The 19916-nt window shown below is 63.2% G+C and carries 15 protein-coding genes; 7 read left to right on the forward strand and 8 right to left on the reverse strand.

What is annotated here, in order from left to right:
* Window positions 1–203: 203 nt before the first annotated feature.
* Both AC5SSZ_RS00065 and AC5SSZ_RS00070 read right to left on the reverse strand, forming a co-directional pair.
* On the reverse strand, window positions 204–1100 hold the full coding sequence (locus AC5SSZ_RS00065) for an SMP-30/gluconolactonase/LRE family protein (RefSeq protein ID WP_274838563.1): 897 nt from the start codon (window positions 1098–1100) through the stop codon (window positions 204–206).
* The gene (locus tag AC5SSZ_RS00070) at window positions 1093–2043 is read right to left on the reverse strand and encodes a Gfo/Idh/MocA family protein (RefSeq protein ID WP_274838562.1); all 951 of its coding nucleotides are present in this window, start codon (window positions 2041–2043) and stop codon (window positions 1093–1095) included. Before AC5SSZ_RS00070 ends, AC5SSZ_RS00065 begins: the two co-directional genes overlap by 8 nt.
* 155 nt (window positions 2044–2198) lie before the next feature.
* On the opposite strand from AC5SSZ_RS00070, the gene AC5SSZ_RS00075 reads away from it, so the two are divergent.
* Both AC5SSZ_RS00075 and AC5SSZ_RS00080 read left to right on the forward strand, forming a co-directional pair.
* Window positions 2199–3635 carry a mannose-1-phosphate guanylyltransferase/mannose-6-phosphate isomerase gene (locus AC5SSZ_RS00075; protein WP_274838561.1) on the forward strand — a complete coding sequence of 479 codons (1437 nt, stop codon included), beginning with the start codon at window positions 2199–2201 and terminating at the stop codon, window positions 3633–3635.
* An 11-nt stretch (window positions 3636–3646) separates the two neighbouring features.
* Window positions 3647–4639: an ATP-grasp fold amidoligase family protein gene (locus AC5SSZ_RS00080; protein WP_274838560.1), complete on the forward strand. Its 993-nt coding sequence runs from the start codon at window positions 3647–3649 to the stop codon at window positions 4637–4639.
* Window positions 4640–4652: 13 nt separating this feature from the next.
* Here AC5SSZ_RS00080 and AC5SSZ_RS00085 read toward each other — a convergent pair whose 3' ends face one another.
* Window positions 4653–5648 (reverse strand): peptidase G2 autoproteolytic cleavage domain-containing protein, encoded by a 996-nt coding sequence (locus AC5SSZ_RS00085; protein WP_274838559.1) that lies wholly within the window; start codon window positions 5646–5648, stop codon window positions 4653–4655.
* Window positions 5649–5861: 213 nt separating this feature from the next.
* Here AC5SSZ_RS00085 and AC5SSZ_RS00090 point away from each other — a divergent pair, with 213 nt between their 5' ends.
* Window positions 5862–8159 carry a calcium-binding protein gene (locus AC5SSZ_RS00090; protein ID WP_274838558.1) on the forward strand — a complete coding sequence of 766 codons (2298 nt, stop codon included), beginning with the start codon at window positions 5862–5864 and terminating at the stop codon, window positions 8157–8159.
* A 5-nt stretch (window positions 8160–8164) separates the two neighbouring features.
* Here AC5SSZ_RS00090 and AC5SSZ_RS00095 read toward each other — a convergent pair whose 3' ends face one another.
* From AC5SSZ_RS00095 to rfbG, 5 genes are all read right to left on the reverse strand, one after another.
* Window positions 8165–9559 (reverse strand): M10 family metallopeptidase C-terminal domain-containing protein, encoded by a 1395-nt coding sequence (locus AC5SSZ_RS00095; RefSeq protein WP_274838557.1) that lies wholly within the window; start codon window positions 9557–9559, stop codon window positions 8165–8167.
* 190 nt (window positions 9560–9749) lie between these two features.
* Window positions 9750–11471 (reverse strand): calcium-binding protein, encoded by a 1722-nt coding sequence (locus tag AC5SSZ_RS00100; RefSeq protein WP_274838556.1) that lies wholly within the window; start codon window positions 11469–11471, stop codon window positions 9750–9752.
* 159 nt (window positions 11472–11630) lie between these two features.
* Window positions 11631–13853 (reverse strand): nidogen-like domain-containing protein, encoded by a 2223-nt coding sequence (locus tag AC5SSZ_RS00105; protein ID WP_274838555.1) that lies wholly within the window; start codon window positions 13851–13853, stop codon window positions 11631–11633.
* A gap of 13 nt (window positions 13854–13866) precedes the next feature.
* Window positions 13867–14199, reverse strand: coding sequence for a hypothetical protein (locus tag AC5SSZ_RS00110; protein WP_274838554.1), 333 nt, complete (start codon window positions 14197–14199; stop codon window positions 13867–13869).
* Between the two features lie 285 nt (window positions 14200–14484).
* Window positions 14485–15603 carry a CDP-glucose 4,6-dehydratase gene (rfbG, locus tag AC5SSZ_RS00115; RefSeq protein WP_274838553.1) on the reverse strand — a complete coding sequence of 373 codons (1119 nt, stop codon included), beginning with the start codon at window positions 15601–15603 and terminating at the stop codon, window positions 14485–14487.
* Between the two features lie 390 nt (window positions 15604–15993).
* Here rfbG and rfbF point away from each other — a divergent pair, with 390 nt between their 5' ends.
* From rfbF to AC5SSZ_RS00135, 4 genes are all read left to right on the forward strand, one after another.
* Window positions 15994–16761 carry a glucose-1-phosphate cytidylyltransferase gene (gene rfbF / locus AC5SSZ_RS00120; protein WP_116560461.1) on the forward strand — a complete coding sequence of 256 codons (768 nt, stop codon included), beginning with the start codon at window positions 15994–15996 and terminating at the stop codon, window positions 16759–16761.
* A 200-nt stretch (window positions 16762–16961) separates the two neighbouring features.
* Window positions 16962–18176 carry a glycosyltransferase family 2 protein gene (locus tag AC5SSZ_RS00125; protein WP_274838552.1) on the forward strand — a complete coding sequence of 405 codons (1215 nt, stop codon included), beginning with the start codon at window positions 16962–16964 and terminating at the stop codon, window positions 18174–18176.
* A 19-nt stretch (window positions 18177–18195) separates the two neighbouring features.
* A complete protein-coding gene (locus AC5SSZ_RS00130) occupies window positions 18196–19041 on the forward strand; it encodes an NAD-dependent epimerase/dehydratase family protein (protein WP_274839029.1) in 846 nt (281 codons plus the stop codon).
* Between the two features lie 27 nt (window positions 19042–19068).
* Complete coding sequence (locus AC5SSZ_RS00135) at window positions 19069–19839, forward strand: cephalosporin hydroxylase family protein (protein ID WP_274838550.1); 771 nt, start codon at window positions 19069–19071, stop codon at window positions 19837–19839.
* Window positions 19840–19916 lie beyond the last annotated feature (77 nt).

Below are 19916 nucleotides of genomic sequence, written 5' to 3' on the forward strand. Positions count from 1 at the left end.
GATGTTTTGTGCCGGAGCTTGATGTGCTTTGCCGCTCTAAGAATGACGCCAGCTGGCACTCTGGTGCTACCAGTACCGTAACGTTAGGCTGTACGCATCGCGGAGAAACAGAGCGCATAGGTAAAAGTACCAAGCAGGCGGCTACTGGTATCAAGCCTCAGCTTTTTGTGATCAGTGAGCCCCTCCAGATGTAGATCACGCTGCTAGAGCCGTATCTGATGCTCGCTTTGTCCGGTTACTTCCAGCCGTAGGGCGAAGGTCTGCCCGTCTGCGGATCCACTGGCATCCCGTAATCCTTCGGTTGCCGATGTGGCAAACAGCGTTTGCAGCTCCGCTCCACCAAAGGCCGGACAGGAGATCTGGCTGGCCGCAAAGGACACGGCGTGGCGGAAACTGCCGTCCGGGCCGTAGCAGGCAACGCGGCTGGCTCCCCATTGCGCATTCCACAGGCAGCCAGTGCTGTCCACCACTGCGCCATCGGGATTAAGGCGCTCGGAGCGTAGATCGATAAAGATCTCGGGTTCGGTTGCGGCGGGCCAACCATCGGCGCTGCGCAGCGCCTGACGCCAGATCGCCTGCCGCGGGGTGTCCGTAAAATACACCCAGTGCCCATCGGGAGAGAAACAGATCGCGTTGGAAATTGTAATCTTGTCGAAGACTTGGCGCAGTTCGCCCTGGTAATAGCGGTAGATGGCTCCGGCACCGTGCTCCAGCGCCTTGCCCATGGTGCCGATCCAGAAGCCGCCCCAGGGATCGGCACGCCCGTCGTTGGAGCGTGTCACCGGATTGTCCGCTTCCAGCGGCAGGATCTTTTCGTGGTGGCCGGTGCCGATATCAAAGTGCCACAGTGCGGTTTGTGAGGCGATCAGCAGGCTGTCCTGCCCGGTCCAGCCGGCTGCCGAGACATATTCATCAAAGTGCCACTCTTGCGTGTTGTCGTGCTTTCTGTCCGGGCTGCGGCTCAGCAAGCGCCGACCCAGTATGTCGAACCAGAACAACTGCGCGCGTCCGGGGTGCCACAGGGGGCCTTCGCCCAGGGTGCAGCGGCGGTCGTCGAACAGGGAGGCTGTAGGCACGGGATCTGGGTTCTGGTCAGTCATGAAAGGCCTCGGTCGGGATCTGGCGCCCCAGTAGAAAGGCATCGGCCACCAGGACAAGGGGGGAGATGTCCACATCGCTGCGTCGGCTTTGCACCAGCCTTGCGAAATAGCGATAAAGTTCTTCGTATTCACTGCCCCGGTTCGGGTCGTTTGGCTGCGGCTGGCCGTCCAGAAACAGGTCAGCGCCACCTGCCTGCAGCGCCAGATGGCCGCTGTCGGTTTCTATGTCTATGGACCAGGTCTGGATGCCGGTTTGACGGAAATCGAAATCAGCGCTGGCCTCCAGCCCGCCGGGGGCAGCCAGCGTCAGCCGGGCGGCAATCGGAGTGGCACAGTTTTCCGGCACCTCCAGATCGGCGGCGGTGACATGTAAATCAGCGGCCAGAGGCGCTGGCAGGATTGCAGTCAGGATCGACAGGGCATTGATGCCGGGGTCGAACACGCCCAAACCGCCCGGTTGCCAGATCCAGCTTTGTCCGGGATGCCATTGGCGTACGTTTTCGCGCCAGGTTACCGTGATCTTGCGGATTTTTTTGTCCGCCAGCCAGGCGGTGGCAGCGGGCACGGCCCGGGCATGGCGGGAATGCCAGCTGGCAAACAGGACACGGCCTTGGCGCTTGGCTGCGGCCTTCAGGGCGAGGATTTCCGCCACCGTGGCGGCAGGAGGCTTTTCCAAAAGCACATCCAGGCCGACCTCAAGCGCCAGATAAGCCAGTTCCATACGCACCTGTGGCGGGGTGCAGATCGCCAAGGCATCTAGGCGGGGACCTGTGGCTCTGAGTGTCTCCCAGGTAGTAAAGCCGGGGATATCTTCGAGGCTGGTATTGCGGCTGAGCGTGGCTGCGAGACGGAACCCACTGGTGTTGGCAATCGCCGGCACATGCTGATCCAGCGCGATTTTGCCCAGCCCGGCAATGGCAATGGTTTTGTTACCGTTTTCCAAAGGGGTTCTCCTGAAACACATTCGCTGCCTTCTGCCGGTCTATGAACCTTTGTGGCACATCGCAAGGTTTTCCGAATCCGCACTTGCTATGGGGTTGCAATGATTGGAGATCCACGTGAAAACCTCGGATAAGGGGCAGTTGAAAGGGTTTTTACATGATCACTCCCATCTTGTTGTGCGGTGGCTCCGGCACCCGGCTCTGGCCCCTGTCCCGCAAAAGCTACCCCAAGCAATTCGTGCCATTGGTAGGCGAGGAAACCCTGTTTCAAGCCTCGGCCAAGCGGCTGTCGGGGACGGGTTATGCGGCGCCCATGGTGCTGACCAACTCCGATTTCCGCTTCATTGTTACCGAGCAACTGGCAGGTATCGGCATCGACCCCGGCGCCGTGCTGATCGAACCGGCGGGACGCAATACCGCGCCCGCGGTACTGGCGGCGGCGCTTTACCTGGAACAGAGCGACCCGGAGGGGCTGATGCTGGTGGCGCCTTCGGATCACGTGGTGCCCGATGCGCCCGCTTTCCGCGCCGCGGTTACGGCCGGGCAGGCCGCCGCCGAGGCAGGTCAGATCGTCACCTTCGGCATCAAGCCGACCCATGCGGAAACCGGCTATGGCTATCTGGAACTGGAGGGTGGGCCGGGTGATTTCACCCCCCGGGCCATTGGCCTGAAACGCTTCGTGGAAAAACCCGATGCCGCCCGCGCCGAAGAGATGCTCGCCTCGGGGCAGTTCCTGTGGAATGCCGGGATTTTCTTGTTTTCGGTGAAAACCATTCTTGCCGCCTTCCGCGCCCATGCGCCGGATCTGCTGGCGCCGGTCATGGCATCGATTGCACAAGGGGCGCCGGATCTCGGATTCTTCCGGCTTGATCCCGGCGCCTGGGAGGGCTGCCCGGATATCTCGATCGACTATGCGGTGATGGAAAAGGCCGACAATCTCACTGTGGTGCCCTTTGCCGCCGGCTGGTCCGACCTTGGCGGCTGGGACGCGGTCTGGCGCGAAAGCGCCCCGGATGACCGGGGGGTTGTCACCGCGGGGGCGGCCACCGCGATCGATTGCGACAACAGCCTCATTCGCTCCGAGGACGAAGGGCTTGAGGTGGTGGGGATCGGCCTTCGGGACGTGATCACCGTGGCGATGCCCGATGCGGTGCTGGTGGCCGATGCCTCCCGCGCGCAGGACGTGAAGCTGGCGGTGGCGGCGCTGAAGGAAAAATACGCCAAACAGGCCACCGAATTCCCGATGGATCACCGCCCCTGGGGCTGGTTCGAAAGCCTGGCGGTGGGCGAGCGGTTCCAGGTAAAGCGCATCCATGTGCATCCCGGCGCGGCGCTGTCATTGCAAAGCCACCACCACAGATCGGAACATTGGATCGTGGTCGAAGGCACCGCCAAGGTCACCGTCGATGATGAGGTGCGCCTCGTGACCGAAAACCAGTCGGTCTATATTCCGCTTGGCTCGGTTCACCGGATGGAGAACCCCGGCAAGGTGCCGATGGTGCTGATCGAAGTGCAGACCGGCAGCTACCTCGGCGAAGATGACATCATCCGCTACGAGGATGTCTATGCCCGCGGCCAGGGGGCCAAGGGATAAGGGGCAGGGCTATGGCGCAGACTGGATCCTGGACGCCGCGCCGGATCTTTCCCGGCAGGGCGCGGCCGCTTCTGGAGGAAGGACGGCGGGCTCTCAAGGGCGGAGCTCGCGACGAGGGCATGGCCCTGCTGCGGGCGGCCTGCATCCTGGATCCTTCGGTCTATTGCAAACCCTGGGGACTGATGCCGCTGTTGAAGGCCGAAGGTCGCGACCGTTTGCGGCCGCGCATGCTGGAACGGTTGCAGGACTGGTATCGGGCGCCCAGAAGTCGGGTCCATGCCCATGTAGCGCGATTGACCCAGAAGGAGGAAATGCGGCTCTATATTGAGGATCTGGGCCTGCCTTTGCCGCAGTTATGGCAGCAGGTCCCGGATCTCGAAGCACTGGACTGGGCGGCCCTGCCGCAGCGGGTGGTACTAAAGCCGGTAAATGGCGCCTCGTCCAAGGGGGTGGTCGTGGCGGCAGAGGGGCGGGATCACATGGCGCAGGCAGCGATTACCCCGGATCTGGAGACCTATGCCAAGGCGCTTTATGGGTGCCTTTTTGAGACACCACCGCAGATCCTGGCCGAAGAGATGCTGGAAGATGTTGCCGCGCAGACGGATCCGGCATTGGTAATCCCGCGAGATTTCAAGGCCTATGCCGTGGCGGGCGATGTGGCCTTTGTGCGGGTGCATGACCGCAATGCAGCTGATGGCAAACGCAATATGATGACGCTGGATCGTCAGGGCCGTCGTCTGCCTGCGGCGCTGGTGGGCTGGCCTGAAGCGCCTGGGGCAGACGGGATGGCGACAGAGACCGTGCCGCCCGCAGGGTACGATGCGTTAATTGCCATGGCCGAATATCTCTCTGCGCGGCTGCCGGTTCTACTGCGATTAGATTTCTACCTGACGTCGTCGGGACCGGTGTTTGGCGAGTTCACCACCTTTCCAAATGCCGGTCTCGACCACACAGGATTCGGGCGGCGCACGGTGCTGCAGATGTGGGAAGCTTGGCCGGACTAACGGGCAGGCCCGCTTAGCGCAGCAGCCATTCCTCTACGCTGTCTGACACCTGCCGCAGCCTGATCCAGCGCGCATCCGTGGGCTGGCCCCGGCGCAGGCGCAGCTTGCCAATGAGCCCCACCATGGCCCATTCGGCCCGCTCCGCGCGCGGTACATAGGCGCGGGTGGGATCATAGGCGGGGTTCAGACGGCGGGTCTGCTGGCCATTCTCGCCTTCCTCCCGCAAGGGGCTGCCCAGATCGTCGCGCAGGTATTTGCCGCGCCAGCCGCCCCCATCGCCGCCGCCCAGCACCGAAGGCGTGACCGAGACCACGCCGATGGGATCCTCGCCCACCTCTGCCGGGCGGATCTTGCCGCCATCCAGCGCCACTGCCACCCCGCGCCGGTCCGCGCCCGAAGGATTGCCATCGGCCCATTCGAAATATTCCGCGTAATCGGCGCCGCCGCTGATAAGGGCGCCATCGGCCAGAACATCGCCGTCGCCGGTGATGCGCAGCGCCTCGGTCCAGCTGCTGCCATCGCTTGAGACCTTGATCGAGAAATCGTCATCGCCCAGAAGGCCCATCTCGGCCCATCCGCTCCAGCCTGACTGGAACAGCAGCGCACCGGTGTCGGAGGTAGCGGCCTTGTTGATCTTCAGCTGGTGCCCGGCGCCGTCGTGGGTCAACAGCGTGGCTGGGGCGGCAATTGCCAGACGGTTGCTGGCATCGGCGCTGGTGTTGAGGCCCAGATGCGGAGGCTGGCGCCAGGCGCTGCCATCCCAATGGCGCAGCTCTTCCTCGGCCAGCCCCCAGGCGCGCCAGCCGGGCTGCGGCGCCAGGAACAGCCAGCCTTCACCCTGCCAGATGGCCAGACGGCCTGCTTGTCCGGCCCAGGCGCCGGTTGGCGTGGTCCCAAGCGCCCAGGTATCGCCCGGCGCGGTGTCGGCAGGCGGGGTTTCGGCGTCAAATGCGGCGACGCGCAGCTGCACCAGCGCATCCAGCATCTGCAGCGCCTCGTTATGGGTCACGTGTTTCTGCGCCTGCCCCGGCGAGGGCCAAAGCGACGCTAACCGGGCGGACGCGGCTCCGGCAACGCGGGCTAGTCCTGCCCAACCCCGATGATTGTCTTCAATATGTAAACAATATTCCCCTTTTTGCCCCATTCCGGATCCCAGTGCGGACATGGGGTTTGCTGATCTTCGCCGCCGTGATGAGTGCGGTCAGGTCGGAGATGCAGACTGATGGATATTGTGTTTGCGCAGCATTTTGAGACGGGAAACCCTCTGTTCGATCAGGATCTTCGCGATCTTGCGGTGCAGGAGACGGAGAGTGGATCGGTGCTTTATGCGATGAATGGCCGGGGCGGCGGCATGACCCTGTTCCGGTTGAATGACATGGGCGCTGCGCGCCCCGCCGGGGCAGAGGACAGCCGCTTGCACGGGCGGGTAACGGCCGAAACCGGAGAGGTGCTGCTGGCGCAGATCGGTGATGAGACCCGGCTGCTGCTGCAGGACACGGGGCAAAGCGATCTGCTGTTTCATCGCCTCGGGGCCGATGGTCAGGGCGCTAGCAGCCTTGGCGATCAGCAGCAGCAGGATCTGCCCGGCGCCGATGCCGGTGGCCTCGGGGCGTTGGCGGCGCTGACGCTGGCGAATGGCGATGCAGTGATCTACGGCATCACCGGGTCCGGCGGGCGCCTGTCAGGCTGGCGGCTGGACGCAGAGGGCCGGATGCAGGGCGCGGTTGTCACGGCCGGGGGGGATGCTGCCTATCTGCATCCGGAGACGGTGGCGCTGGCCCTCGGCGGTCCGGGCGGGGCACTGCTGTTGTTTCTGGCCGAAGGCGGCACCTTTCAGGGGCTGCGCAGCTACCGGGTCGATCCGGGCTCCGGCGCGCTGACCCCAGCGGGCAGTTTCGGCGTCGAGGATGGCCTGCCGGTGGGCGGTATCAGCGCAGTCGCAAGCTTTGAGGCGCATGGCCGGACCTGGGCCTTGCTGGGGGCGGGCGGCAGCGGCTCGCTCAGCCTGATGTCGGTGGCGCGCAACGGCGCGCTGTCGCTCTCCGATCAGCTGAACGACACCGCCACCACCCGGTTCGGCGGGCTGTCGGCGCTGGAGGTGGTGACATTGGCGGATGGCACCGTGCTGGTGCTGGCAGCGGGCAGCGATGACGGGATCAGCCTGCTGCGGATGCTGCCTTCGGGGCAGTTGCTGCATCTGACCAGCCTAGCCCACGACAGCGGCTTGGGGCTGGAGAATGTGACGGCGCTGGAAACCCTGGTGACGGGCGAGACGCTGCAGGTCTTTGCAGCTTCGGGGGCGGCGGGCGGTATCAGCCGTTTTACCCTCGATCTGTCGGATCTGGGGCAGGTGATCACCGCCAGAACAGGGCAGACCACGGTCGCAGGAGGTGCGGGCGATGATGTGCTGCGGGCGCAGGTTACGGGCAGCACGCTGCGGGGTGGCGATGGCGCCGATGTCTTCCTGCCGGAGGTGGTATCCGGCTGGGTGCAGATCGAGGATTTCACCCCGGGTGAGGATGTGCTGGATCTGTCCCTGCTGACGGGGCTGCGCAGCATGACGCAGCTGCAGGTCACAGAGCTGCGCGACGGGATCCGCCTGAAATTTGGCGACACGGTGGTGGTGGTGCAAAGCGCCGATGGCGGCGCGCTGGACCTTGCCGATCTGTGGCCGGGCGGGCATTTCAGCCACCCCGACCGGGTGGCCCTGGGGGTGACGCTGGCGGATGGCATTCAATACGGCGGTGGCGGCAATGATCAGCTGGGCGGCGGCAGTGGTGATGATACGGTGCAGGGTCTGGGCGGTGATGATCTGCTGCTGGGGCGCAGTGGCGATGACTGGCTGATGGGTGGCGATGGCGCCGATGTGCTGAAGGGCCATGGCGGCACCGACCACTTGGAGGGAGAGCGGGGCAACGACCGGCTGATGGGCGGGGCGGGTGATGATCAGCTTTATGGCGGCAGCGGCGCCGATGTGCTGAAGGGGCAGAAGGGCAATGACCGCCTGTTTGGCGCGCAGGAGGATGATGTTCTGAAAGCGGGTGGCGGCAATGATCAGCTACACGGTGGCGATGGCGCGGATACGCTGAAGGGCGGCGGTGGCAGCGACGGGCTCTGGGGCGATGACGGGAGTGACAGGCTGTTCGGCCAGGGCGGACGTGACCGGCTTTTTGGCGGGGACGGCGGGGATCGCCTGTCCGGCGGCGGCGGCAAGGATGTCCTGATGGGCGGGGCGGGCGATGATCAGCTCGACGGCGGCAAGGGCCGTGACCGGCTGGAAGGCGGTGCCGGGGCTGATGTCTTTGTCTTTGCCCGCAACCACGGTGTGGACCGGATCCGGGATTTCACCCCGGGGGAGGATCTGATTGACCTGTCAGATCTGCCGGGACGCGGTTTCGGCTTTGACGATCTGGAGATCAGCCGCCGCCCGGCGGGCACATGGATCGACACCGGAGCGGGGCATCTGCTGCTGGAGGATCTGCGCCCGGGCCAGATCGATGCCGATGATTTCCTGTTCTGACCATATCAGAACAGAAAGTCCTCGGCGCCAAGATCATCAAGCGCGCTGTGCCGCAGGATCAGAAGATCTCCGTCTTCATCCTCGATCACCACATGATCTTTGCTGCTGCGCATGTGATTGTCGCGGAGGTCCTGGAAATCTTCGATGCCAGTGGCATGGGTTAGATCGATCCTGTCCTCGCCGGGGGTGAAATCCCGGATCCGGTCGCTGCCGCCGGAGAAGACAAAGACATCAGCGCCCTTACCGCCGACCAGAAGGTCGCGCCCGGTGCCGCCGTCGAGCTGATCGTTGCCGCCGCCGCCCAAAAGCCGGTCACGTCCGCCCTGGCCCAGCAGGTTGTTATCCGCACCATTGCCGCGCAGCCGGTCGTTGCCAGAGCCGCCCCAGGCGTCTTCGATGAAATTGATCACCGCGCCCTCCTGGCGCACCGCAGCGGCCATGGCGATATTGTCGTTGATCTCGCCGATCGAGGAATAGGTCCCGGGGCGCAGGTTGATGCGGCTGTCGGTGGTAAGGCCCGAGGCATCGATCAGGTCCTGCCCGCCGGCATCCCAGATGGTCAGGATCACATCGCGGTAGCGGCCATCTTCGCCCTGTACCTGCATGCCGCGCGCGTTATCGGCATTGGTTGCGTATTGATATTCCAGAGCGCCGCGCGTGCCGCCACCATCGCCGAAATAGACCGTATCGCTGGTGCGGGTGGTGGTATTGGCGCCGTAAAGCTCTTGCATGGCCTCGATGTCCCAGAGCATCGGCGTCAGCGGAAAGGTCTGTTTAAGCGCACCGTCGCCGCGTTCCTCCGGGTGGGCGGCATAGGACATCACCGTATATTGGTTGCTGGTCCTTGGATTGCTGGGGTTTTCGTTCGGATGATGGAGGCCCAGGGCATGGCCCAGCTCGTGCAGGTAGGTGTTCCAGCTGGTATGGCCATAGACCGGCCCGCCGTCGTCACCGGCGCCCGCGAGGAACTGATCGCGGTTATTGCGGTTGATCCAGACATCGCCTGCGCGCGACGGGGTCTCGCCCAGATCCTCCGCATCGGGAAACCCCGAGACAAAGCCGAAGAGGAAGCGGTCGCGGAATTCGGTGCTGGCAAAGGTAACGTCCCCGACCCCTGCGCTCGCGATGGTGCCGGGCTGCAGGTTGACGCCCGAGACCTCGTTCCAGGCGGCGACTGCCTGCAGCGCCATCGCCTGTTCGCTTGCGGTCATGGAAAAATCGTTGTCGAAAGAGACCCGGCCGCCGCCGACCCGCCAGGCGTCCTTTATGCCGTCTCCATCGGTGTCGACAGCCCGGTTATAACCGGGCATGTCCGCGTCGAGGAAGGAAAAGGTCACGCTGCCGCTGCCGTCATGCCAGCTGTCACCGAGGATGGACTGATAGCTGTTTCTGCGGGCCATGAGCGTTCCTGTTTTAAATATACCGGGGATCCGGGATGGATCTGGTAAATCTCTTTAAGCTGCCTTGCCCTGCGGTCGGGTTAAGGCTGGGCTGTCGATCCCAGAAGGGGCAGGCGGGGCGGAAAAAGGGAGCTGGAAATGGGGGCCTTCCCCGGCGCCAGACCACTGGGCCGGGGAAGGCAGAAGCGGATCAGAACAGGAAATCGTCCGCGCTCAGATCGCTGATATCGCGGTTCACGAGGATCATGCTGTCGCCGTTATCGTCGGTGATCACCACATTGCCGTTCGCTTCGCTCATGTGGTTGTTGCTCAGGTCGGAGAAGTCGCTGATCCCCTCGGCGCTGCTGAGGTCGATCTCGTCGGCGCCCCGGAAGCCTTTGACCTTGTCGCGGCCTTCAGAGAAGACGAAGGTATCGCCGCCCTTCTGGCCGATCAGCAGGTCGTTGCCGGCGCCGCCATCCAGGGTGTCGCGGCCGCCGCCACCGATCAGTTTGTCGCGGCCGTCCTCGCCATTGAGCCGGTCGTGGCCGCCCTTGCCCTTGATGGTGTCATTGCCGCCGCGGCCATCAAAACGGTTGTCGCCGCGGTTGCCCACCAGCGTGTCATCGCCTTCGCGGGAGCCGCGCACGTGTTCGATGCCGCGGATGCTGTGGCTGAAGGCTTCGTCGCGCCAGGTGCCGGTGGCCTCATTCCGGCCAAGGTTCACTTCGACGGCATCGACGCCCGAGCGGTCATAGCGCAGCCGGTCATAGCCGCCGCGGCCGTCCAGGGTGTCCTCGCCGGCCATCAGGATAAAGCTTTCGTTCTGGCCCGATCCGATCACCTTGTCATCATACATGCCGGTGCGGATTTCGGTGATCTGACCGTCGCCCGCAATCCGGTCGGCGCCGCCCATCCCGTCATCGATGACCCGGCCACGGTTCAGTTTGGCGACCACGCCGCTGTCTGCGTTGATGTAATCCAGCCGCACCGCACCGTCGCTTTCGCCGATGACGAAACGGTCATTGCCGCCGCCCCCGCGCAGCTGCAGCCAGCCGCCATCGGCCGAGGTGACGCGGAAGACATCTCTGTAATCGGTGCCTACCACGCCAAGCCCGCCGATATCGGCGCCGGCCAGGATCGGGTTCTGCACATCCACCAGCCGGGTGCGACCATTGCCACCCTTGTCGATCAACCCGGTATTGGCATTGCCGTCGATCTCCACGGTGATGCCTTCGTCAAGATCCGAGTGGTCCAGATGCACATAGCCGCGCTCCAGATCCGAGAAGATCACCCGGTCTCGGCCAGCGCCGGGCTGGATGAAATCCGTGTCCATATTATCGCCCGGGTTGATGGTATCGTTGCCGGGGCCGCCGATCAGCTCGTCATTGCCGTCGCCGCCGATGATGAGATCATTTTCGGTCGACGAATCGAAGAAGGTGGTCAGCGGGATTTCCTGGTTCGGGGCAAAGGTGCCGGTGGCCGGGCCGACCGATACGATGCTGCCGTCAAAGGCATTCCACTGGGCGCGGGTGGCGATGCTGGGCAGGGGCGCGCCGTCCAGCACGAAGATCGCATCAGCGTCCACATTGCTGTAGCCATCGACCTCGGCCTCAAAGAAGGTCATCACCAGCACCGTGGTGGTGCGGATGGTGCCGCCATCATTCCAGCGCACCTCAAGGATCGAGGCTTCGTCCTCATCCAGCGGGCCGCCTTCAATATAACCGGTGGCACCCTCGACCCGGATATCCGCCAGCGGTTGGTTCGACTCTTCGGGGTCTGGGTTGGCAGAATTAGTATAGCGCAGCGTCGAAGTATCTCCGGGCACAAAAATGGACAGGTCAATTCCTGTTTCAACACCGCGGATCACGTCTTCTTCGCCCTGGAGGCTGCTGCGCAGCACGGCAATACCGGTCAGGCTGTAGGTGGTCATGGAGGAGGGTCCCTTCTACTGGTCACTCAGGCCGCTGCCCCAGAATACCGGCAGCAAATCTACTAGGTGATTTTAACGATTTTCGACCCTGGGAGAATAAAAAACAGGCCCGGGTGTGTAAAAAACCCCGGGCCCTGATGCGCCTGAAATACAATACAATCAGAACAGGAAGTCGTCTGCACTTAGCTCGCCCATTGTTATGCCTTCCAGCAGCATCGAATTGCCGGTCAGATCACGGATCATCACCCCTTTGGCTTCGTCGCTGGCGTGGTTGGTCATCACATCGCTGAAACCGGTGAAGGCGGCAACGCCGGAGAGATCGATCACCTCACCGCTGCGGCTGGTGTCGAAATCACGCACCCGGTCATCGCCGCGGCTGAAGACGAAGGTATCGCCGCCGGCGCCGCCGATCAGCTTGTCATTGCCGTTGCCGCCGTCCAGGAGATCGCTGCCGTTGCGGCCCTTCAGGGTATCCCGGCCGGCGTTGCCGGAGAGCTCATCGCCGCCGCCGCCGCCATTCATCTTGTCATTGCCGCGGCCGCCCAGCATCAGGTCGGCGCCGCCATTGCCGAACAGCCGGTCGTTGCCGCCCTCGCCCGCGATCTCGTCGCTGCCGCGGCCACCGCGGATCACGTCGCGGGCGCCACCGCCGCGCAGATCATTGTCGGCATTGTTGCCGATAATCCGGTCCTTGGCGCTGCCGCCCCAGGCATCCTCGATGAAATTGATCACCGCGCCATCCTGGCTCACAGCGGCGGCGACCGCGATATTGTCGGTTTCCTCGCCGATGGTGGAATATTTCCCGGGCCGCAGGTCGATCAGGCTGCGGGTCGACAGATCCGAAGCATCGATCAGATCCTGCCCGCCGGCATCCCAGATGGTCAGGTAGACATCGCGATAGGTGCCATCCTCGCCCTTGACCTGCATGCCGAGATCGTTGTCGGCATTGGTGGCGTATTGATATTCCGCTGCGCCATGGGTGCCGCTGCCATCGCCGAAATAGACCGTGTCTGTTGCGCGGGTGGTGGTATTGGCGCCGTAAAGCTCCTGCATGGCCTGAATGTCCCAGACCATTGGCGTCAGGGAATAGGCCTGAGTGCTCAGCGGTTCGCCGGATTCGGATGGATGCTCAACGTAGGACATCACTGTGTACTGGGCACTGGTGCTGTCGTCATTGGGTGCTTCATTGGGGTGACGCAGGCCCAGGGCATGGCCGAGCTCGTGTAGGTAGCTGTTCCAGCTGGTGTGGCCATAGACCGGCCCGGTGCCGGGGATGAACTGGTCTTCATTGGCGCTGTTGATCCACAGATCGCCGGCCTTTGACGGGCGGTCGCCCAGATGGTTGGGATTGGGGAAATTGGCGACAAATCCGAACAGGTCCGGGTCGTCGAATTCGGTGGCCGCAAAGGTGATGTCGCCGACGATGGCGCCATTTCGGACCTCAAACACCCAAAGCCCTTCGACGCCGGTGTTGCCGGTGATGTTCTCTAGATTGGTGATGGCGCCTTCATTGCCCGATTGCGGAAGTTCGAAGAAATCGGTGCTGTTGCCCGCCGAATAGCCGGCCCGGGCCGGGGTGCCGCCAAGACCGGTTTCCTCGTCGCCGCCCGAGGCGGTGCCAGCCGACCAGTTGATATCTTCATAGCGGAAGACGATGTCGAAATCGCCCTCGCCGCGGTCATAAAGCTGCATCTGGAAAGAATTGCTGGGCTCGGCGTGCTGGTCGTAGAAGCCGACATCCTCCCAGGTGATGGTGACGACATCGGCCTCGGCATCCACATCGACATAGATCGGCTGCCCGGCACGGGTGTCCACATCGGCCCAGAAGGCGGCGATCATCGGGGTGGAGCCGGCCGAGATCCCGCTTGGGGTATATTCGGACAGGCCCGACCCGAAGGTGATATTACCATTGGTGTTCACGTAGATCTGGCTGGCATCATATTCGACGCCAAAGAAATTCAGTCCCTCCTCGAAGACCGCGGACATATCCACCAGAGAGGAGCCGTCGTCATTGGTGGGCAGGGCGCTGCCGCCAGCCGCGACCAGGGTGCCGTCGCCGGTGACCGGGGTGCCGAATGTGCTGTCGGTGCCGCCGCGGGCGATGGTGCCGGGCTGCAGATTGACGTTGGCCACCTCGTTCCAGGCGCTGATCGCGGCCGAGGTCATCGACCGCTGTTCCACCGTCATCGACAGATCATTGGTGAAAGGCACGATCTCCCCGTCGATGTTCCAGGCATCCTTGGTTCCGTCGCCATCGGTATCCAGCTTGCGATAGTAGCGCGGCATTTCGGTGCCGATAAAGGAATAGGTGATGACACCGCTGCCGTCGTGCCAGCCTTCGGTGTCACTCACCAGAAGGGATTGGTAATCGTTAAAAGCCATCGCAGGAGTCCTTTCAGTCGGAATTGGGAGCAGTGGGCAGCATGGGCAAAAGGTTGTTGCCGATGCAGCAGCGGAAATAACGCGGGGATTTAAAGGCGCCGATGGCGGCCTCGGTAACGGGGCGGGGTAAGTGCTGGCCTGCGGCGCAGTGGAAGAACAAGGGACGGATGGCCGCGACCGCTGGGGCAGAGCTGCGGCAGGAGACCTTGGCCTTGCAGATCACCGCAGCCTGTGTCTTCAGCAGGCGACAGCCGCCCCCGGGTGCGGGGGGACCGGCTGGAGCTGCGGTCGCAAGAACAAGCAGAGACAGCGCCGCTGCGGTTCTGGCTGCGTGCAAAGATACCATGCTCCCGGTGCCCCCGTTGCTGTTTTCCTGAATGGTCCGCTTCGCGCGTATCACCCCCATGCGCGATCCAGCCCCTTCTAATCGCGAACCACATTGAGGGTGGCATGGTTCGCAGGGGGTGTTCTTGATTTTAATCAAGGATCGTAGCGTTCCGGGCACAGGGTGCCGGAACGTCACGCTGTTCATGTGAAGGCCGAAGCAGGGTTGCAGCTGATGGCCCCGCGTATCGTGCCGAACGGAGGGCAGCAGGATCGGTCAGAGCCTCTCAGAGCAAATCCCTGCGCCTCAGGCCGCGGCCAGGCGGCGGCGGTATTCGCTAATCTGCTGCGCGGTGGTTGCGTTGCGCTGCTCTGGCGTCTGGCCCTGGTACCAATCCGCGGTCCAGGCTGTCATATCACCGGCGTCAAGCATCGGCTGCCAGCCCAGCAGCTGCCGCGCGGCGCTGCAATCCAGTTTGAGAAGGTTCGCCTCATGCAGGCTGTTGTCCGGCTGGCTGCTCCATTGGAACGTCGGCCCAAGGGTTTCGGCGAAACCGGAAATCATCGCCTCGACAGAAAGCGTCATGTGATCGGCGGGGCCGAAATTCCAGCCCTGAGCGCAGCGCCCGGGGTTGGAGACTCCCATTTCGGCAAGGCGCAGATAGCCCGCCAGCGGATCCAGCACATGCTGCCAGGGGCGCAGGGCGCCGGGGTGGCGCAGGTGCAGAGGGTTACCACTGGCAAAGGCTCGCATGGCATCCGGCACGATCCGGTCCGGGCTCCAGTCGCCGCCGCCGATCACATTGCCGGCCCGCCCCGAGGAGAGCGCCACGCCATGCTCTGCCAATCGGTCCGGCGGGAAATAGGAATTGCGGTAGGAGGCGGTGACCAGTTCGGTGCAGCCCTTGCTGCTGGAATAGGGGTCATGGCCGCCCATGGCATCGGTTTCCCGGTAGCCCCAGATCTGTTCGCGGTTCTCGTAGCATTTGTCGCTGGAGACCACGACAACCGAGCGCAGCGAAGGCGCCGCCGTGCGGCATGCCTCCAGCAGATGCACGGTGCCCATGACATTGGTCGCATAGGTTTCCACTGGCGCCGCATAGGAATAGCGTACCAGCGGCTGCGCCGCCATGTGGATGACGATCTCGGGGTCAAACCCCTTGACCGCCTGGCGCAGCGCCTCCTGATCGCGCACATCCCCCGGCACATGGTCGATCTGCGCCGCCAGGCCCAGCTCGTCAAAGAAGCTCTGGCGTCCCTCGGGCACGCCCTCCATCGCGGGCTGCAGCGCAAAACCACGCACCTGGGCCTGCATCTGCAGCAGCCAGGCGGTCAGCCAGCTGCCCTTGAACCCGGTATGCCCGGTCACAAATACACGGCGCCCCTGCCAGAATGAGGATGCGCTGTCGAAGTCAGTGTTGCTCACGTTGGTGCCTTATTTGCGGTGGCGTGCCTCTGGTGCTCTGCCTGTTGGTGTCTTGCCGTCTGGGTCAGGAAACATGCTGCAGTTGACGGCTGCCGGTGATGCTGGACCTGTCCGCGATCCTTCCTGCTCCGGTTCTCACGTCTTGGTGATCCCGCAGGGCGCGGCACCTTGTGCAGCAGGCGGGCAGGGGTCTGCGGGGCGGCAGCGGTCGGCTCATGATCCATCTTTGCAAGGGTTTCCAGCGCGGGATTTCCAGTACGGGGCTGATGTCTGAAGGCCTAGGAGAAAATGGTTACCAAACTCGAAACACCTCATCCGGGTAAAAGAAAATTAACCGCGTCCGCTTATCGCTAAATTTCAAGAGAAATTGAAAATGATGCGAGCAAGTGCATGAAAGTTGTTATTCTGGCCGGCGGCCTGGGCACCCGGATCAGCGAAGAATCCCACTTGCGGCCAAAGCCGATGCTGGAGATCGGCGGCAAACCCATCCTGTGGCACATCATGAAGTCCTACAGCGCCCATGGGCTGACGGATTTCGTCATCCTCTGTGGCTACAAAGGCCATATGATCAAGGAATATTTCACCAACTACCTGCTCTATAATGCAGATGTGAGCGTCAATCTGGGCACCGGAGAGTTCAATATCCTGAACCACTCCGCCGAGCCCTGGCGTATCACCATGCTGAGCACCGGTGAGCTGACTCAGACCGGCGGCCGCCTGGCCTATGCCCGGCCGTATCTGGACGAGACTTTCTGCCTGACCTACGGCGACGGGGTCTCCGATGTCGATCTGACCAGCCTGCTTGGCTTTCACTTTGCCGAAGGTCGTCAGGCAACGGTCACCGCAGTGCAACCCACCGGCCGCTATGGCAGCATCGAGATGGACGGCAGCGCCGCCACCGGGTTCGTGGAAAAACCGGCGGGCGACAACCACTGGGTCAGCGGCGGCTTCTTCGTCTGCGAACCCTCGGTGCTGGATCAGATCGAAGGACCAGAGACGATCTGGGAAAAGGGGCCGATGCAGAATCTTGCGCAGGAGGGGCAGCTGTCGGTGTACAAGCACCGCGGGTTCTGGAGCGCGATGGATACGCTGCGCGACAAGACCTATCTGGAAGGCCTGTGGAACAGTGATCAGGCGCCCTGGAAGACCTGGACCTGACCCATGTCAGATCCGCTTCTGTCCGCCTTGTCCCTGCCTGGCGCCTTTTGCTACCGGCCACAGCCGCATGAGGATACGCGCGGCAGTGTCTGCCGTCTGTCCCGTACCGTGACCCTGGCACCGGCCTGTCTGGCCTCTCTCTCTTTGACTTCCGGCTTTGCGGCCGGACCCCCAGCACACTCGAACAGGAAACTTCACGTATGTCAGACCTGAAACTCAGTATCTGCATTCCAACATTCAACCGGGCCAGATATCTGGAGACGGTGCTGGCGCATCTGGAGGAGATCCTGCCGCAGCTGCCCTTTGAAACCGAAGTGCTGGTCTCTGACAATGCTTCCGAAGACAGCACCCAGGCTGTGCTGGAGGCGGCGCGGGAGCGGCTGCCTCTGCGAACCTTCCGGCAGGAGACAAACATCGGGGCGGTGCCGAACATTCATTCGGTGATGAGCGCGGCCAAGGGCAGGTATCTCGTCTATCTCGCGGATGACGACCGGCTGCAGCCCGAGGCTCTGCAAAGTGCCATTGCGATGCTGGAGGCCACCCCCTCCGCCAGCGGTCTTTATGCCCCCTGGCAGATCAAGGATCTGGTCACCGGCGAGGTGCAAGCGCAATTCTACAGCCAGCCGCGCGATGTCACCATTGGTCAGGGCAAATATGCCCAGCTGCTGGAGCATATCGTAGAACACCGCATCTACTCGGAAATCTGCATCCTGCGCCGGGAGGCTTTCCGCGCCCTGCACCCGATCGCCACCGATATTGCATTCTGGGCCTTCACCATTCCTGCCGAATACCTGGGGGCGGGGGATCTGATCTATGCCAAGGACCCCTTCTATATCTCCGTCAGTCGTCACTTCGAAGGCGATACACGCTCGCAGCTGGGGTTCCGCGATGTCATGAGCGCCTGGGACATCTACCGCGGTGGCCTGGAGGTTCTCTATGGTCTGGCCCTGACCCATGGCGGTCTGACCAAGCCGGATATGGTTGCCAACTATCTGCGGATTCACCCGATCGAACGCATGCTCACGGGGCTGCGGCTGCGGGTGAATCTGGGCGCCGACCCGCTGGAAAACTATGCGCTGGCGGCGCGGCTGCGCGGGCTGGGGCAGGTCGATAACCTGCCTGTTCCGATGGCGCAGATCCGCAGTACGGCGGCGCTCTATTTTGCCTGTGTCAAACTGCCCGAGACCCTGCGGGCCGAGGGGGTCGCGGTCATTGGCGAGTATCCGGAGGCCTCTTTGCAGCAGCTCAAGACCTTCACCATCCTGCCGCTCCGGCGCGTGACCGAGGCCGAGGGTGTCACCGAGCGGGATGTCGTCCTCGATTTCGGTTGCGAGGAGGAAGCCTTGTGCGACGCCGCGCGGCACCGCGCGCTGGCGCATGTCACAGGCACCCAGCTGGAGCAGAAATTCGTATGAAGAGAGGCTGCGGGTAGCAATGATGCGTATCCTTCTGACTGGATCCACCGGATTTGTCGGCCGCGCTGTTACACGGCAGCTGCGCCAAGGCGGCCATGAGTTGTGTCATGTCATCCGGAAGGGTTCGGCCGGGCGCATCTGTGCCCCGGATCCCCGGGACCGCGTCGTCGAGGTCGAGGATCTCTTTGCGCAACCCGCCGATTGGTGGGCGGAAACCGCCCGCGGTTATGATCTGGTGCTGCACATGGCCTGGTATGCGGAGCCGGGCAAATACCAGACCTCGCTCAAGAATCTGCACTGTGTAGCCGGCACCATGGCTCTGGCCGAAGGTGCCCGGCAGGCCGGGGTGCCGCGTTTCGTGGGGCTCGGCACCTGCCTGGAATACGATCTGAACGGCGGCCAGGCCTTCCAGGACACGCCGCTGGCGCCGGAGTCGCCCTATGCCGCCGCCAAGGCGGCCTGCGCAACCGCTCTGCAAGCGGCGCTGCCGCAGGCCGGTGTCTCCTTTCTCTGGGCGCGGCTGTTCTATCTGCACGGAGCGGAAGAGGACCCCCGGCGGCTGGTCGCCTCGCTGCATGCGCATCTGGCCGAAGGCCGTCCGCTGGAGCTTAGCAGCGGCACACAGATCCGCGACTTTATGGATGTCGATGCCGCCGCCGCCCTGCTGGTTCAGGATGCCCTGTCCGCGCGCAGCGGCATCAGCAATATCTGCAGCGGCACCGGCATTTCGGTGCGCGCCCTGGCCGAAAGCATCGCCGACCAATACGGCCGCCGGGATCTGCTGATCTTTGGCGCCCGCCCCGGCAATCCGGATGATCCGCCCTGCGTGATCGGCCACCGCACCGATGCCCCGCTTCCCATCTGACCCCCTATCGAGCAAGAGACTGACACCATGACCGACTTCAAAACCGAGATTACCGGCCGCATCAAGGAAATGGGTGCAAACCCCACCATTCAGACAACCGCGCTGGATTTCCTGCGCAGCTCCGCCAAGGCGCAGTATTCCTACAATTTCCACTGGATGGACCGCCCGATCATTCAGTACCCGCAGGACATCGTCGCCATGCAGGAGCTGATCTACGAGCTGCGGCCGGATCTGATCATCGAAACCGGCATCGCTCATGGCGGCTCGCTGGTGTTCTCCGCCTCGATGCTGGCCATGCTGGATATGGTCGATGCCATCGAAGCCGGAGAAAGCCTTGATCCGGCGGTCTCCAAGCGCAGGGTTCTGGGCATTGATATCGACATCCGCGCCCACAACCGCGCCGCCATCGACGCCCATCCGATGCGCTCGCGGATCGAGATGATCCAGGGCTCCTCGGTGGATCCCGAGATCATCAGCCAGGTCCGTGATTTCGCTGCCGACTACAAGAAGATCCTGGTCTGCCTCGACAGCAACCACACCCATGAACACGTCCTGGAAGAGCTGCGCGCCTATGCTCCGCTCACTTCCTCCGGCAGCTACTGCGTGGTGTTCGACACTCTGGTCGAAGACATGGAAGAGGACACCTATCCGGACCGTCCCTGGGGCAAGGGCAATAATCCCTACACCGCCGTGCAGTCTTATCTGCAGGAGAGCAGCAGCTTCGAGACCGATAGCAAGATCCACGAACGCCTGCTGATCACCGTCGCAAAGGGCGGCTTCCTGCGGCGCATCGACTGACGCGTGCCTGACTCGGGAATAGATCACAGCCGGTGCGGGTAAGCCGCATCGGTTATAACGGTCGGTCGTTACATTTT

The sequence above is a fragment of the Phaeobacter sp. CC-HEC084 genome (assembly GCF_059429255.1).

What these genes read in the sequence shown, in the direction of transcription:
- AC5SSZ_RS00130 (WP_274839029.1), top strand. Translation starts at nt 18,196, where the DNA reads ATGATGCGTATCCTTCTGACTGGATCCACCGGATTTGTCGGCCGCGCT.
- AC5SSZ_RS00105 (WP_274838555.1), bottom strand. Translation starts at nt 13,853, where the DNA reads ATGGCTTTTAACGATTACCAATCCCTTCTGGTGAGTGACACCGAAGGC.
- AC5SSZ_RS00100 (WP_274838556.1), bottom strand. Translation starts at nt 11,471, where the DNA reads ATGACCACCTACAGCCTGACCGGTATTGCCGTGCTGCGCAGCAGCCTC.
- AC5SSZ_RS00090 (WP_274838558.1), top strand. Translation starts at nt 5,862, where the DNA reads ATGGATATTGTGTTTGCGCAGCATTTTGAGACGGGAAACCCTCTGTTC.
- AC5SSZ_RS00065 (WP_274838563.1), bottom strand. Translation starts at nt 1,100, where the DNA reads ATGACTGACCAGAACCCAGATCCCGTGCCTACAGCCTCCCTGTTCGAC.
- rfbF (WP_116560461.1), top strand. Translation starts at nt 15,994, where the DNA reads ATGAAAGTTGTTATTCTGGCCGGCGGCCTGGGCACCCGGATCAGCGAA.
- AC5SSZ_RS00125 (WP_274838552.1), top strand. Translation starts at nt 16,962, where the DNA reads ATGTCAGACCTGAAACTCAGTATCTGCATTCCAACATTCAACCGGGCC.
- AC5SSZ_RS00080 (WP_274838560.1), top strand. Translation starts at nt 3,647, where the DNA reads ATGGCGCAGACTGGATCCTGGACGCCGCGCCGGATCTTTCCCGGCAGG.
- AC5SSZ_RS00110 (WP_274838554.1), bottom strand. Translation starts at nt 14,199, where the DNA reads ATGGTATCTTTGCACGCAGCCAGAACCGCAGCGGCGCTGTCTCTGCTT.
- AC5SSZ_RS00095 (WP_274838557.1), bottom strand. Translation starts at nt 9,559, where the DNA reads ATGGCCCGCAGAAACAGCTATCAGTCCATCCTCGGTGACAGCTGGCAT.
- AC5SSZ_RS00075 (WP_274838561.1), top strand. Translation starts at nt 2,199, where the DNA reads ATGATCACTCCCATCTTGTTGTGCGGTGGCTCCGGCACCCGGCTCTGG.
- AC5SSZ_RS00135 (WP_274838550.1), top strand. Translation starts at nt 19,069, where the DNA reads ATGACCGACTTCAAAACCGAGATTACCGGCCGCATCAAGGAAATGGGT.